The organism is Gordonia sp. G4, from assembly GCF_057770005.1.
Genome location: NZ_CM173442.1, coordinates 3925097 through 3939789 on the forward strand (window position 1 = coordinate 3925097; position 14693 = coordinate 3939789).

The 14693-nt window shown below is 70.0% G+C and carries 11 protein-coding genes; 5 read left to right on the forward strand and 6 right to left on the reverse strand.

Features of this window, described 5'->3' with window-relative positions:
* Position 1: 1 nt before the first annotated feature.
* Together dapF and hflX are read left to right on the forward strand one after the other, a co-directional pair.
* Positions 2-913: a diaminopimelate epimerase gene (gene dapF, locus AC3B5T_RS17655; protein ID WP_055474726.1), complete on the forward strand. Its 912-nt coding sequence runs from the start codon at positions 2-4 to the stop codon at positions 911-913.
* A 52-nt stretch (positions 914-965) separates the two neighbouring features.
* On the forward strand, positions 966-2438 hold the full coding sequence (hflX, locus tag AC3B5T_RS17660) for a GTPase HflX (RefSeq protein ID WP_055474684.1): 1473 nt from the start codon (positions 966-968) through the stop codon (positions 2436-2438).
* A gap of 18 nt (positions 2439-2456) precedes the next feature.
* Here the strand turns inward: hflX and AC3B5T_RS17665 are convergent, their stop codons facing one another.
* The 4 genes from AC3B5T_RS17665 to AC3B5T_RS17680 all read right to left on the reverse strand — a co-directional run bounded on the left by AC3B5T_RS17665 (position 2457) and on the right by AC3B5T_RS17680 (position 6740).
* The gene (locus AC3B5T_RS17665) at positions 2457-2717 is read right to left on the reverse strand and encodes an HPr family phosphocarrier protein (protein WP_010840854.1); all 261 of its coding nucleotides are present in this window, start codon (positions 2715-2717) and stop codon (positions 2457-2459) included.
* Between the two features lie 110 nt (positions 2718-2827).
* Positions 2828-4933 carry a PTS fructose transporter subunit IIABC gene (locus AC3B5T_RS17670; RefSeq protein ID WP_055474683.1) on the reverse strand — a complete coding sequence of 702 codons (2106 nt, stop codon included), beginning with the start codon at positions 4931-4933 and terminating at the stop codon, positions 2828-2830.
* A gap of 74 nt (positions 4934-5007) precedes the next feature.
* The gene (gene pfkB, locus AC3B5T_RS17675; RefSeq protein ID WP_055474682.1) at positions 5008-5973 is read right to left on the reverse strand and encodes a 1-phosphofructokinase; all 966 of its coding nucleotides are present in this window, start codon (positions 5971-5973) and stop codon (positions 5008-5010) included.
* Positions 5970-6740: a DeoR/GlpR family DNA-binding transcription regulator gene (locus AC3B5T_RS17680; RefSeq protein WP_055474681.1), complete on the reverse strand. Its 771-nt coding sequence runs from the start codon at positions 6738-6740 to the stop codon at positions 5970-5972. The genes pfkB and AC3B5T_RS17680 overlap by 4 nt, the downstream gene beginning before the upstream one ends.
* A gap of 150 nt (positions 6741-6890) precedes the next feature.
* Here AC3B5T_RS17680 and AC3B5T_RS17685 point away from each other — a divergent pair, with 150 nt between their 5' ends.
* Entirely contained in the window at positions 6891-8600 is a 1710-nt protein-coding gene (locus AC3B5T_RS17685) for a phosphoenolpyruvate--protein phosphotransferase (RefSeq protein ID WP_010840858.1), read from the forward strand.
* On the opposite strand, the gene lexA is transcribed toward AC3B5T_RS17685, so the two are convergent.
* Entirely contained in the window at positions 8578-9282 is a 705-nt protein-coding gene (gene lexA / locus AC3B5T_RS17690) for a transcriptional repressor LexA (protein WP_010840859.1), read from the reverse strand. The two genes, AC3B5T_RS17685 and lexA, sit on opposite strands and share 23 nt — an antisense overlap.
* Positions 9283-9549: 267 nt before the next feature.
* Between lexA and AC3B5T_RS17695 the strand changes: the two genes are divergently transcribed.
* Positions 9550-10089: a LysM peptidoglycan-binding domain-containing protein gene (locus tag AC3B5T_RS17695; protein ID WP_010840861.1), complete on the forward strand. Its 540-nt coding sequence runs from the start codon at positions 9550-9552 to the stop codon at positions 10087-10089.
* A gap of 99 nt (positions 10090-10188) precedes the next feature.
* Positions 10189-10680 carry a transcriptional regulator NrdR gene (gene nrdR / locus AC3B5T_RS17700; RefSeq protein WP_010840862.1) on the forward strand — a complete coding sequence of 164 codons (492 nt, stop codon included), beginning with the start codon at positions 10189-10191 and terminating at the stop codon, positions 10678-10680.
* Here nrdR and hrpA read toward each other — a convergent pair.
* Positions 10654-14643 (reverse strand): ATP-dependent RNA helicase HrpA, encoded by a 3990-nt coding sequence (gene hrpA / locus AC3B5T_RS17705; RefSeq protein WP_055474679.1) that lies wholly within the window; start codon positions 14641-14643, stop codon positions 10654-10656. The genes nrdR and hrpA overlap by 27 nt on opposite strands.
* Positions 14644-14693: the final 50 nt, after the last annotated feature.

The following is a 14693-nucleotide window of genomic DNA, read 5'->3' on the forward strand; positions in this document are numbered from 1 at the left end:
CGTGACTTCCGCCCCGCAGAGCAGTGCGCGCGACGGCCTGCCTTTCGTCAAGGGCCATGGCACCCAGAACGATTTCGTGATCCTCGCCGACCCGGACGCCGCTCTCGCGCTCGACGCCGAGATGGTGGCCGCGCTGTGTGACCGGCAACGAGGGATCGGGGCCGACGGATTGCTGCGCGTCGCACGCTCGGATGCCCTGCTCGCCGCCGGCGTCCTCGACGCCCTGCCCGACGGGGTGTCGGCCGACGACTGGTTCATGGACTACCGCAACGGCGACGGCTCGGTGGCCGAGATGTGCGGCAACGGGGTACGCGTGTTCGCGCACTTCCTGCGAGCATCGGGACTCGTCGACACCGACACGTTCCCCGTCGGTTCCCGCGCGGGCGCCCGGGGAGTCACCATCCATTCGTTCGACGCGGTGCACGCCGAGGTCACGGTCGAGATGGGCGTGGCACGCCTGGACGGATCGTCGGTGGTCCGCATCGGCGACGACATCTATCCCGGCGCGATGGTCGACGTGGGCAACCCCCACCTGGCATGTGTCGTCGCGGACATGACCCCGGCCGACCTCGAGGCGGTCGACTTCGGCGCCGGCGTCACCATCGAGGCCGACGACTTCCCCCACGGCGCGAACGTCGAATTGCTGACCCCGCCCGTCGAGGGCCCCGATGGGGGTCTGAGCGCGCGGATGCGGGTCTTCGAGCGGGGCGTCGGCGAGACGCGCAGCTGTGGGACCGGGCTGGTCGCGGCGGCGCGGGCGGCGCTCGACGCCCGTGGCGCCGATGCGGGGGAACTGCGCATCGGCATCCCCGGCGGTGAGGTCACCGTGACGATCCGTCCCGACGGATCGACCCTGCGCGGACCGTCGATGCTCGTCGCCGACGGGGTGCTGCGGCCCGGCTGGGCGCGCTGAGCACGATATTCGCGTGCTCGTATCCGGGCGGACATGAGACCATGGACCGCGTATGACCGAATCACGAGAAGACATCATGACCGCAGCCGATCTCGGTGTCCGGGACACCGCGGATCCGACCGGTGCGGGTCCGACCGGTGCGGACCCGACCACCGGTGAACTCCAACTGTCCGAGCGTGCGTCTCTGCAACGCGTCGCGGGACTCTCCACCGAACTGACCGACGTCACCGAGGTCGAGTACCGGCAGCTCCGGCTGGAGCGGGTGGTCCTGGTCGGCGTGTGGACCGAGGGCAGCGCGGCTGCGGCGAAGGCCAACATGGCCGAGCTGGCCGCGCTCGCCGAAACAGCCGGCTCGCAGATCCTCGACGCGGTGATCCAGCGTCGGTCCAAACCCGATCCCGCCACCTACATCGGCAGTGGCAAGGCCGAGGAACTCCGCGAGATCGTCCTCGCGACCGGCGCCGACACCGTCGTCTGCGACGGTGAACTCACCCCCGCCCAGCTGAACGCGCTGGAGAAGGTGGTGAAGGTGAAGGTCATCGACCGCACCGCACTGATCCTCGACATCTTCGCCCAGCACGCGACGTCGCGGGAGGGCAAGGCGCAGGTCTCCCTCGCCCAGATGGAGTACATGCTCCCGCGGCTGCGCGGCTGGGGTGAATCGATGTCCCGGCAGGCCGGTGGCCGAGCGGGAAGCAACGGCGGTGTGGGCCTTCGCGGTCCCGGTGAGACCAAGATCGAGACCGATCGTCGCCGGATCCGGGAGCGGATGGCCAAACTGCGCCGCGAGATCCGCGGCATGAAGAAGGCCCGGACGACGAAACGTGCTGCGCGCAAGAGTGGTTCGATCCCGACGATCACCGTCGCCGGGTACACCAACGCCGGTAAGTCCAGTTTGGTCAACGCGATGACCGGTGCCGGGGTCCTCGTGCAGGACGCGTTGTTCGCGACCCTGGATCCCACCACGAGGCGCGCCACCCTCGACGACGGCCGCGCCGTCGTCTTCACCGACACCGTCGGGTTCGTCCGACATCTGCCCACGCAGCTCGTCGAGGCCTTCCGTTCGACCCTCGAGGAGGTCGTCGACGCGGACCTGCTGCTCCACGTGGTCGACGGCGCAGATGCCTTCCCGATGGCACAGATCTCGGCCGTCCGTCAGGTCATCAACGACATCGTCGCCGAGGAGGGCGTCACCGCGCCGCCGGAGTTGCTCGTCATCAACAAGATCGACGCCATCGACGGCAACCGCCTCACCGAGTTGCGCGGGGCGCTCGGCTCGGATGCGGTGTTCATCTCGGCCCGCACCGGTGAGGGACTGCCCGAACTCTTCGGGCGGGTACGCGAATTCGTCGGGCGCGAGGACGTGGAGATGACCATCGAGGTGCCGTTCGATCGCGGCGACGTCGTCTCTCGCGTCCACAGCGAGGGCGAGGTCATCTCCTCCGAGCACACCGAGGCCGGCACGACGATGAAGGTCCGCGTCCCGGCCGCATTCGCGGGCGAGATCGCGGACCTCCGGGTCTGAGGGCCCCGCCGTCCGGGTCTAGTCCGCGTCGAGGTCCTTCTCGACGAGGGTGACGATGGCGTCGAGCGTGGCCTGATCGTCGGCCGTCACGACGACCCGGGTGCCCTTCTCGGCTCCCAGCGTCATGATCATCAGCGCCGACCCCGCGTCGACCGGGTCGCCGCCCTCGAGGCCCAGCGTCACCGGGTTCCCGGCTTCGGCGACCGCCTCGGCGATGATCGTGGCGGGGCGGGCGTGGAGGCCGACGGCGGAGCCGACGGTGGCGGTGGTGCTGGGCATGGGAACTCCTTCGGGTGGGTTGGGGTGTCGCGTGCGGTGGGTTGTGGTGCGATCCGGTGCCGGGGTCCGACCCGGATGTCGCGGGGTCGTGTGAACGTGTCGTCGTGGCGTCAGGCGGCGACCGCCTCGAGTTCGTCGAAGGCGACGGCGTCGCGACTGCGGTGGACCTGCTTGGCCGCGATCACCAGGACGGCGGACAGGACGGTACCGGCGACGAGCGCGACGAGGAACAACACCCAGTTGTTCATCGCGAAGAAGACGAAGATGCCGCCGTGCGGGGCGCGGAGTTCGACGCCGAACGCCATGATCAGTGCGCCGCTGAGTGCGCCGCCGGCCATCATCGACGGGATGACGCGGAAGGGATCGACCGCCGCGAACGGGATGGCGCCCTCGGAGATGAAGGACGCGCCGAGAAGCCATGCGGCCTTGCCGTTCTCGCGCTCCGGTTCGGTGAACAGGCCGGGACGCAACACCGTGGCGAGGGCGAGCGCCAACGGGGGGACCATGCCGGCGCACATGACGGCGGCCATGATCTGGTACTGCGCGGTGCCTGCGGTCGCCGCGTCGGCGATGCCCGCGGTGGCGAACAGATAGGCGGTCTTGTTGACCGGTCCGCCGAGGTCGAAGCACATCATCAGGCCGAGCACGACGCCGAGGGCGATGGCTGATCCGCCGGACATGCTCTCGAGACCGCTGTTCATCTGCTCGGTCAGCCACGCGAGAGGTTTGCCCAAGACCATGTAGAGCAGTCCGCCGACGATCATGCTGCCGAACAGCGGGATGACCACGACCGGCATCAGGCCACGCGCCCACTGGGGCACCGGGGTTCGAGCGATCCACAAGCACACCACGCCGGCGATGAGACCGCCGATCAGTGCGCCGATGAAGCTGGCGCCGACCGCGAGCGAGACGATGCCGGCCACGAAACCGGGTGCGATGCCCGGGCGGTCGGCGATCGCGAAGGAGATGTAGCCCGCGAGCACCGGGACCGCCAGCCCCATGATCCCCGAGCCGATCGCGAAGCTCACCGCGCCCAGATACTGCAGGAGTCCGCCCGACGGCAGGTCCCAGAGGCTGTTGTTCAGCGCGATGAAGGCACCGTCGCTGAGGGTGCCGCCGTCGTCGAGGGTCGTGTTGGCGACCTCGTAACCGGCGAGGAGGAATCCGAGTGCGATGAGCAGGCCGCCGGCGGCGACGAACGGGATCATGTAGCTCACACCGGTCATCAGCGCTTGGCGCGTGCGGCCGGCGAGGCCGACACCTGATCCCGACGACTCGTCCCCGCCGGCGTCCGCGCCGTCGGCGGTGACCCGTGTCGCATTCGGGTTGCGTCCCGCCGCGACCGCCTCGGCGATCATCGCGTCGGGCTCGTTGATCGCGCGTTTCACCCCGGACGCGATGACGGGTTTGCCGCTGAACCGGTTGCGGCCCTTGACCCCGACGTCGGTGGCGAAGATGACCGCGTCGGCCGAGGCGATCACGTCCGGATCGAAAGCGGTCGTGGCCGAGGACCCCTGGGTCTCCACCGCGAACTCGACACCGGCCCGTTCGGCGGCGTACTTCAGTGCATCGGCGGCCATGTAGGTGTGGGCGATCCCGGTCGGACACGCGGTGATCGCGACGATCCGCGGCTTCGACGGTGACTGGTCCGGGGTCTGGTCCGAATCGCTACGTACCGGCGAGCTCTCGGCCTTCGCGGTCGACACCGCCGTGTCCGCGGTCGCCGGGGAAGCGGTTGCCGGGGCAGCCGGAGCCGGCGGCGCGGGATCGACGGCCTCGTTGACCAGCTCGATCACGCGCTCCTCGTTCTCCGCCGCGCGCAGCGAGGCCACGAAGTCGGGCCGGACGAGCGAGCGGGCCAGCGAGCTGAGGAGTTTCATGTGCGCGCTGGCACCACCTTCGGGGGCGGCGATGAGGAAGACCAGGTCGGCCGGCCCGTCCGGTGCGCCGAAGTCGACCTTGCGGGACAGTCGCGCCATGGCGAGACTGGCCGCGGTCACCGACGCGGTGCGGGCGTGCGGGATGGCGATGCCGCCGGGAAGTCCGGTCGCGGACTTGGCCTCCCGGTCGAGAGCGGCCCGCGCGAGATCGGCGGGATCGGTGGTCCGGCCGGCCGCGGCGAGCGCATCGGCCAGGGTCGTGATGACGGCGGCGGGATCGCCGCCGGCGTCGACGTCGAGACTCACCGTCTGTGCGGTGATGATCTGCTCGGTCATGGGATGTCCTTCGGTGAACGGGGTGGAACAGGGCGGGGGTATCGGGCGGGCGGTCCGGGTTACGGGATGTGGCGTCAGGTCATGCGGGCGGCTCCCGACAGTTCGGTCACCCGGACGCCGGGGAGGTCGAGGTGGTCGGGAGTCGGAGCCTGTGTTCCCGCCAGTGAGGCAGCCGCGGCGCCATACGCCACCGCAGACCGGAGGCACTCGGCGGGCGAGGCCCCGGTGCTCTGTGCGATGAGGAAACCGGCGAGCGAGGAGTCGCCCGCGCCGACGGTGCTGCGCGGGACGATCGGCGGAGGCGTCGCCGACCAGGCGCCCGACGCGGTGACCAGGACGGCGCCGGCGGACCCGAGCGTTGCCAGGACGTTGCCGCCGATCTCCTCCGCGATCGTGGTCGCGGCCTCCACCACGGGTCCGAGATCGTTGCGGGAGAGAGCGTCTCGGAGTATGGCCGGGTCGGCGCCGGTCAGCTCGGCGAGCTCGTCCTCGTTGGGTTTGATCAGGTCGACGCGACCGGCGACGACGGCACGGAGCGGAGCGCCGGAGGTGTCCACCGCGACCCGGCATCCGGCGAGGACGAGGTCGTCGGCGATCGAGCGGTACCAGTCATCGGGAACGCCGGGCGGCAGCGAGCCGCAGAGGGTGACCCAGTGCGCGGAGTCGGCGTGAGCGCGGACGAGTCCGACGAGTGCTTCGCGATCCTGCGTCGTCAGGGCGACGCCCGGCGCGTTGATCTTGGTGGTCGTCCCGTCCGACTCGGCGATGGTGATGTTGGAGCGGACCTCGCCGTCGACGGGCACCGCGTCGTAGGGGAGTCCGAGGTCGTCGAGTGCGGTGCGCAGCGGATCGCCCGACCGGGCGGGGAGCAGGGCACGGGTGGACAGACCGGCGGCCGCGACGACGCGGGACACGTTGACACCTTTGCCGCCGGGTTCGGTACGGACCACGCCGGCACGCTGCACCTCGCCGCGGGCGAGCGGTGCGCCGAGTTCGAGGGTGCGGTCGAGGCTCGGGTTCGCGGTGACCGTCACGATCATGCGATCACCACCTCGACGCCGCGCGCGGACAGGGCCGCCGAGAAGGCCGGGTCGATCCCGGAGTCGGTGATGAGGACGTCGACGTCGTCGAGCCCGGCGAACGAGGACAGATCTTCGCGGTCCATCTTCGAGCTGTCGGCGAGCACCACGACGCGTTGTGCGGCCGCCACCATCGCCGCCTTCACCGCCGCCTCGTCGGGGTCGGGGGTCGACAACCCGTGGGACTCGCTCAGACCGTTGGTGCCGAGGAACGCGGTGGTGACGCGCAACCGGCGGAGTGCGTCCACCGTCTCGACGCCCACGGTGGCCTGGGTGAGACCGCGGACGCGTCCGCCGAGAGCATGGAGGCCGTCGGGATGGGTGCCGGCCAGCAGACCGGCGATGGGCAGGCTGTTGGTGAACAGGGTGAGTCTCCGATCCGGCGCGGTGGCCTCGGCGGCGCGGTAGGTCGTGGTGCCGGCGTCGAAGAGCACGGAACCGCCGTCCGGCGGCAGGAAGCGGATCGCCGCGCGGCCGATCGCGGTCTTCTGTTCGATCTGGCTCGACTCGCGCTCGTCGATCCCGAGTTCGCCCAGAGCCCGCATGACCTCGGCGCGGACGGCACCTCCGTGGACACGCTGCAAATGCCCGGCACGCTCCAGAACGGCGAGGTCTCGACGGACGGTCTCGCTGGTGACGTCGAATTTCTCGGCGAGCGCGGCCACGGATGCCCGCCCCGCGACGCGCACCTCGTCGACGATCGCCTGTTGTCTCTCCTCGGCGTACACATCGCTCCGATCTGAAGGTTCCAGCCACCCCGCTTGTTGAGGCGTGTGGGATTGGATGTTGTAGTAATTGTGTTTACGCCTGTTTGTGTTGACAAGTCAAGCACTTTTTGTAACGGTGGTCACATCGATAGTCGAGTGAGAGGCAAGACGATGGCGCAGATCCTGACAGGGACCCCGGTGGTCGGCGGACTGGCGCACGGTCCGGCGCTGTGGCCGGGCGAGCGGCCCGATCACTCGCCGGAGACGCTCGGCGTCGGCGTGGAGATCCCCGAGGAGCGCCGCGCCGACGAGGTGACGCGCTTCGCCTCGGCTGCCGGGGCCGTCGCTGCGCGACTGCGCACGCGCGCCTCCCAGAACACCGGGGTGGCCGCGGAGGTGCTCGCGGCGACCGCGGGGCTGGCCGAGGACCGGGGATGGATCGGTTCCGCGACGGCGCTCATCACCAAGGGCGCCTCCGCCGAAGCCGCGGCCGTCGCGGCCACCGAGCAGTTCGCGGCGGTGTTCACCAAACTCGGCGGGCTGATGGCCGAGCGGGTCACCGATCTCAACGACGTCCGCGACCGCGTGCTCGCCGAACTGCTCGGCCTGCCCGAGCCGGGTGTGCCGACACCGCAGGTGCCGTCGGTGCTGCTCGCCGACGATCTTGCGCCCGCCGACACCGCCGGCCTCGACCCGGCGAGCACGATCGCGCTCGTCACCCGATTGGGCGGCCCCACCAGTCACACCGCGATCATCGCGCGGCAGCTGGGGATCCCATGCGTCGTCGCGGTCACTGATCTGGCCGAGATCGAGCCCGGCACAACCGTTCTCGTCGACGGAACAACCGGTCGCATCGAGGTCGAGCCCGATGCGGACACGGCCCGGGCACGCGTCGAGGAGGACCGGCGACGCGCCGAGGTCGTCGCCGGCTGGACGGGTCCGGGGCGCACCGCCGACGGCGTGGGTGTGTCAGTGCTCGCCAATGTCGCCGACGGATCGTCGGCACGGGCCGCGGCCGGACACCCCGTCGAGGGTGTCGGACTCTTCCGCACCGAACTCGCCTTCCTCGAACGCGCAGACGAACCGTCGGTGGACGAGCAGGCCGGGATCTACCGTGAGGTCCTCGGTGCTTTCGACGGGCGGAAGGTGGTGATACGCACCCTCGACGCCGGCTCGGACAAACCGCTCCGCTTCGTGACGCATCCCGACGAGTCCAATCCGGCGCTGGGGGTCCGTGGGGATCGAATCGCCCTGGCGCATCCCGAGATCCGCGCACATCAGCTCGACGCGATCGCGCTGGCCGCCGTCGGCTCGAAGGTCGCGCCGTGGGTCATGGCGCCGATGATCGCCTCGCCGGCGGAGGCGCGGGTGTTCGCCGCGGAGGTCCGGGGTCGGGGTCTGGTCGCGGGGGTCATGATCGAGGTGCCCGCGGCGGCGATCCTCGCCGAGGCCGTGCTCGCGGAGGTGGACTTCGTGTCCATCGGTACCAACGATCTGACGCAGTACACGATGGCGGCCGATCGGATGTCGGCCGATCTCGCCGGGCTGACCGACCCGTGGCAACCCGCCGTGCTCAGCCTGATCGCGGGTGTTGCCGCCGCGGGTGTCCGACAGGGAAAGCCGGTCGGGGTCTGCGGTGAGGCGGCCGCCGATCCGAATCTCGCCTGCGTCCTCGTGGGTCTCGGGGTGACCTCGCTGTCCAGTGCGCCCGCCGCGGCCGCCGCGGTGGGGGCCAGGCTCGGTGCGGTGACCACACAGGACTGCCGTGCTGCCGCCGACGCCGCGCTGGCCACGTCCGATCCTGCCGCGGCGCGCGAAGCGGCCGCGGCAGTGCTCGACCGTTCGGTCGGCGGAGAGGTCAGATTCGCCGCATCACGGTGACGACCTTGCCGAGGATCACGGCGTCGTTGCCCGGGATGGGATCGAACAGTTCGTTGTGCGGCATCAGCCACACGTTGGCGCCCTGACGCTTGAAGGTCTTCACCGTGGCCTCGCCGTCGATCATCGCCGCGACGATGTCGCCGTTGTCGGCGACGTTCTGCTGCCGGACCACCACCCAGTCGCCGTCACAGATGGCCGCGTCGATCATCGATTCGCCCACGACGCGCAGCAGGAACAGCGAGCCCTCGCCGACCAGCTCGCGAGGAAGCGGGAACACGTCCTCGACCGCCTCCTCGGCCAGGATCGGACCACCGGCCGCGATACGACCGAGGACCGGCACGAAGGTCGGCTCGGGTAGTTGACCGGCCGAGGGGGTCTCCGGCGACGGCGGCTCGCTCGGGGCGATGTTGACCGCGCGGGGCCGGTTCGCATCTCGCTTGAGCAGGCCCTTGCGTTCCAGCGTTCGCAGCTGGTGGGCGACCGACGATGTCGAGGCGAGCCCGACCTCGTCGCCGATCTCGCGGATGCTGGGCGGATAACCGCGCTCGCGAACCGAGCGGCGGATCACCTCCAGGACCCCGAGCTGTCGCGGGGTGAGTGAGGCCTCGGCGGCGGCGACGTCGATCGGGGCCTCGTCGTCGACTCCCCGCGCTCGGCCGCGCCTGTCGCCGGTGTCACTCATGTTCAGTTCCTCTCGTCTTCGGAACGTGCAGGTAGATGGCCCGTGGGATGTCCGGTGGGGATGTTCAGCCGGGTCCGAGCCTAGCGGAGTGCGACCCTCACCTCAAACATTTGTTCGATGTGTCGCGAGACTTTGTCGGTGCGCCGTGCTACAAATTCGAACATCAGTGCATCGAACACCTGATCGAAGTTCGAACACCGACAGCACCACACACCACACCAGAAGATCTCACCCAGAGGATCTCGCACCGAACACTCGGAGGGCACCATGCGCACCGACACTCTCGTCGCTCCCGTCCGTACCGACCGTCCCGACACCGTTCGGGCGCGTACCGATCGCGCCGATCGCGTCCGGACCCGTGCCCCGCTGTCCGACGGTCGCCGCCCGGTCGACAACCGGCCGGCAGGCAACCGTCCGGCGGGCGGGTCACCGCTGACCCCGCGTGTCGGCGCCACGAGCTGCGGCTCGGCGGTGGGGTCCAGGGGCCGGGGCCCTCTCGCGCCGGATGCCGCGGTGTTCCGTCGCCGTCGCCGCACCGCGGTGGCGGTCCTCGCCGGCGTCGGGCTGGCGTTCGTCGTGTGGGTGTTCGGCGTCGTCGGCCAGAACTACTCGGACTCGATGACCCCTGCCGCCGTGAGTGCGGAGGTCGTCCACGTGCGCGCGGGGGACTCCCTGAGCACGATCGCCGGCCGGGTGGCGCCGGAGATGCCGCGCGAGATCGTGATCGACGAGATCGTCGCGATGAACGATCTGCCCACGAGTGCGCTGCAGGTGGGCCAGCCCCTGCTCACCCCCCGGTACCGCTGAGGCCGGGCGGTATCCTCGATGTCACAGGGGCCGGCCGAGAAGCGGCGGGGCGCACGGATTCGGTGCGTTCCAGCGTCCCGCGACCTGCGTGAGGACACGATGCGCTGCCCCTTCTGCAAGAACGACGACACCAAGGTCATCGACTCGCGTGTCGCAGACGAAGGGCAGGCCATCCGACGCCGCCGCTCGTGCGTGGAGTGCGGCCGCCGTTTCTCGACCGTGGAGAGCGCCGTGCTCGCCGTGGTCAAACGCAACGGTGTGACCGAGCCGTTCAGTCGCGAGAAGGTGATGCGCGGTGTCCGACGCGCCTGTCAGGGCCGACACGTCGCCGAGGACGCACTCGCCCAGCTCGCCCAGCAGGTGGAGGACACCGTGCGCGCCAGCGGATCGGCCGAGATCCCCAGCAACGAGGTCGGTCTGGCGATCCTGGGTCCGCTCCGCGATCTCGACGAAGTGGCGTACCTGCGGTTCGCCTCGGTGTACCGGTCGTTCGACTCGGTGGAGGATTTCCAGCGCGAGATCGACGACCTGAAGTCGGCGTCCGGCGGGCGGGCCGACACCGTCTCAGCCGAGCCGGTCCAGAGCTCGTAGGACCCGTTTCTCCGAGACGGGAAACGCGGTACCGAGACGCTGGGCGAACAATCCCACGCGTAGTTCCTCGACAAGCCACTGCGCTTCGTCGTCGACGATCGCCCGTCGGTGTTCCGGCACCTGTTCGAGTCGTTGGGCCCACCGTTCGACTACTCGATCGATGACCGCCACACCGGCCTGGTCGCGCGATGCCGACCCGGGCAGCGCCTCCAGACGTGCCTGCGCACCTTCGAGGTAGCGCGGCAGGTTCTCCAGGTGCCGTCGGGCGGTGGCTGCGACGAATCCGTCGAACACGAGGTGGTCGATCTGCTCGGCGACGTCGTCGGCGGCCAGCGAACCGGCGTGCCGGTCGATCGCCGCCCGGACCGGCGCCATTCGTTCGAGCGCCGCGACGGCGAGCGAGAAGTAGTCCGGTGCGGCCTCGGTGATCCGTGGCCGGATACGCTCCAGGAAGCCCGAAAATGCCTGTGGTGAGCGAAGAGCCGTCAGCTCGGCGTCGTCGACGCCGGCGACGGTGTCCCGGATGGCCCGTCGTGTGCAGTCGGCGAGCAGCGCCTCGGTGTCCGCATACGGGCTCTGGCTCAGGGCGAGTCGGGCCGCCGGGCCCAGGGATCCCGCGATTCGCTTGTGCAGCGGTGGTATCGCCAGATCGAGGAGGGCGACGATGCCGCGACGCAGCAGCCGGTCGCGGGTCTCGGGAGTCGCAGCGTCGACGGCGAAGACGCCTCGCGTGCGTCCCTTCTCGTCGGACACCGCGTCGATCGTCGGGTACCTGGTCAGCCGTTGTCCGGCGACGTCGACCGTCTTCTGGTCGGCGAGCGTGCCGATCCCGTCGGCGGTCCAGTTCCGGTACAGCGTGCGTGACACCGTTCTCGGTGCCGCCGGCGTCCGGGTCTGCTGTAGCTCGGACAACGAGTCGGCCCGGGCGATGATCTGTCCGGATCCGTCGGCGACCGCGAAATGCATCCGAAGGTGTGCCGGTACCCGGTCGGTGTCGAAATCGGCTGCGGTGACCGTCATCCCGGTGATCGCGGAGAGTTCGCGAGCGAGCCCCGCGGTCAGCGGTTCCTTGCGCGGGGTGAGCCGGCCGAGGGCCGCCTCGGCGAACCGTTGGGCGGGGGACATGCTCTTGCGCAGCTGTTTCGGCAGGGTCTTGACCAGCGCGGTGGCCAGTTCGGTACGCATCCCGGGGACCGACCAGTCGAAGCCGACCGGGCGGATGTGGGGGAGCAGTGCCTGTGGGATGACGACCGTGACCCCGTCGTCGGGTGCGCCGGGCTCGAACCGGTACCGCAGTTCGAGTCGTGTGTCGCCCTGCTGCCATGCGCCGGGGTAGTCCGTCGGAGCCACCTCGGTGCCACCCGTGACGTCTTCGGGACGCAGGTCGAGCAGATCGGGCTCGGCGCGCCGGGCCTTCTTCCACCAGGTGTCGAAGTGACGTGCGGAGGTGATGTCGGGCGGTAGGCGCCGGTCGTAGAACTCGAAGAGCTGATCCTCGGTGATCACGAGACCGCGGGTGCGCGTGCGGTTCTCGACATCGGTGGCGGCGTCGAGGAGATTGCGGTTGCGCTCGAAGAACCCGTGTTGCGTCCGCCAGTCACCCTCGACCAGGGCGTGCCGGATGAACAACTCGCGCGAGACCTCCGGGTCGATGGGGCCGTAGTCGACGCGCCGACGGGCGACGAGGGGGACCCCGTAGAGGGTGACGCGCTCGTAGGCCATGGCCGCGCCGCGTCGGGCGGACCAGTGCGGCTCGCTGTGGGTGCGTTTGACCAGGTCGCCGGCGAGGCGCTCGGCCCACAGGGGATCGATACCGGCGACGGTGTGCGCGAAGAGCCGCGACGTCTCCAGGACCTCGGCGGCCATGATGAAGGCCGGCGGCTTCTTCGCGAGGGACGAGGCGGGGAAGATGAGCAGTGTCGTGTTGCGCGCGCCGGTGAACTCGCGGCCCTCGGTGTTGCGGGCGGCGATGTTGCTCAACAACCCGGACAGGATGGCCCGGTGGACGGCGTCGGCGTCGAGCTCGGTCGCCGCGACCGACCAGTCGAGGTCCTTGACGATCTCGGTCAGCTGTCGATGGAGGTCCTGCCATTCCCTGATGCGCAGGAAGTGCAGGTACTCACGCTCGCACATCCGACGGAAACCGCTGCTGGACATCGCTTTACGCTGTTCGCCGAGGTATCGCCACAGCTCCACGTACGACAGGAAGTCCGACTGGGGCACGACGAAGCGCCGGTGCTGGGCGTCGGCGGCCTCGCGGTGTTCGGCAGGCCGTTCCCGGGGGTCGGGGAGGGACATCGCGGCGGCGATGACGAGAAGGTGATCGAGGCAGCCGAGCTCGTGCCCGGCGATGAGCATCCGGGCGACCCGGGGATCGACCGGAATCCGCGACATCGACCGGCCGATCGGGGTCAGTCGCGGGGGGCCGCCCTCACTCGGGACGGTGATGGCGCCGAGTTCGGTGAGAACACCCATCCCGTCGCGGATCGCCCGGTCGTCGGGCGGTTGGACGAACGGGAACTCGGCGATCTCACCGAGCTTGAGGGAGGTCATCTGCAGGATGACGGCGGCGAGATTGGTGCGCAGGATCTCCGGGTCGGTGAACGCAGGCCGGGACTCGAAGTCGTTCTCGCTGTAGAGGCGGATACACACACCCGGCGCGACGCGACCGCAACGACCGGCGCGCTGCCGGGCGCTGGCCTGCGACACCGGTTCGATGGGAAGGCGATTGACCTTCGTCCGGGTCGAGTATCGACTGATCCGGGCGGTGCCGGTGTCGATGACATACCGGATGCCGGGCACGGTGACCGAGGTCTCGGCCACATTGGTCGCCAGCACGATCCGGCGCCCGTCGGAGGGGGCGAACACCTTCTGCTGCTCGGCGATCGACAACCGCGCGTACAGCGGCACGATCTCGGCAGCCGGCCCCTTGCCGCCGACGGTGCGGCGACGCAGCGCGTCCGCGGTCTCCCGGATGTCCCGTTCGGTGGGCAGGAACACGAGGATGTCGCCGCGGCCACCCGCCCACAGTTCGTCGACGGCGGCGTCGATGCCCTGGATCTGGTCGAGGTCGGCGTGTTCGCCACCGCCGGCGTCGTCACCGTCGTCGGGCCGCTCCTGCAGGCTCAGCGGACGGTAGCGGATCTCGACCGGATAGGTACGGCCCGACACCTCGATGACGGGGACCGACGCCGAGGGGGTGCTGAAATGCCGCGCGAACCGGGCCGGTTCGATCGTCGCCGAGGTGATGATCACCTTGAGATCCGGCCGCCGGGGCAGCAGCCGGCGCAGGTATCCGAGGATGAAGTCGATGTTGAGGCTGCGCTCGTGCGCCTCGTCGATGATGAGGGTGTCGTAGCGGCGCAGCATCGGGTCCGTGGCGATCTCGCGCAGCAGGATGCCGTCGGTCATGACCCGGACGAGGGTGTCGGCACCGGACCGGTCGGTGAACCGTACGGAGTAGCCGACCGCGTCGCCGAGTTCGGTCTCGGTCTCGTCGGCGATGCGTCTGGCGACCGAGCTCGCCGCGATCCGGCGGGGCTGGGTGTGGCCGATCGACCCACGGATGCCGCGGCCGAGTTCGAGGCAGATCTTCGGCAGCTGGGTGGTCTTTCCCGAGCCGGTCTCGCCCGCGATGACCACGACCTGGTGGTCACGGATCGCCGCGGCGATCTCGTCCCGGGCCGCCGAGACGGGGAGCTCGTCGGGGAATCGAAGGACCGGTACGCTCGCCCGTCGCCGGTCGAGACGGGCATGTGCCTTGTCGACGTCGGTGACGAGCTGCTGCCACTTCGCGGCATCGGGACGCGCCGAGAGCCGGTCGATGCGACGCCGCAGCCGGTCGGCGTCGACGAGGCCCACGTCGTCGAGTGCGCCGAGGAGGTCCGCGCGCGAGACGCTCGATGCATCTGTGGACGAGGCACTTCCCGAGGACGGGGAGGGGGAGGAAGACGGGGCCGACATGATCTCTCCAGGATATGGGTCGGTGCGGACCGGAGTTCACCCCAGTGGCC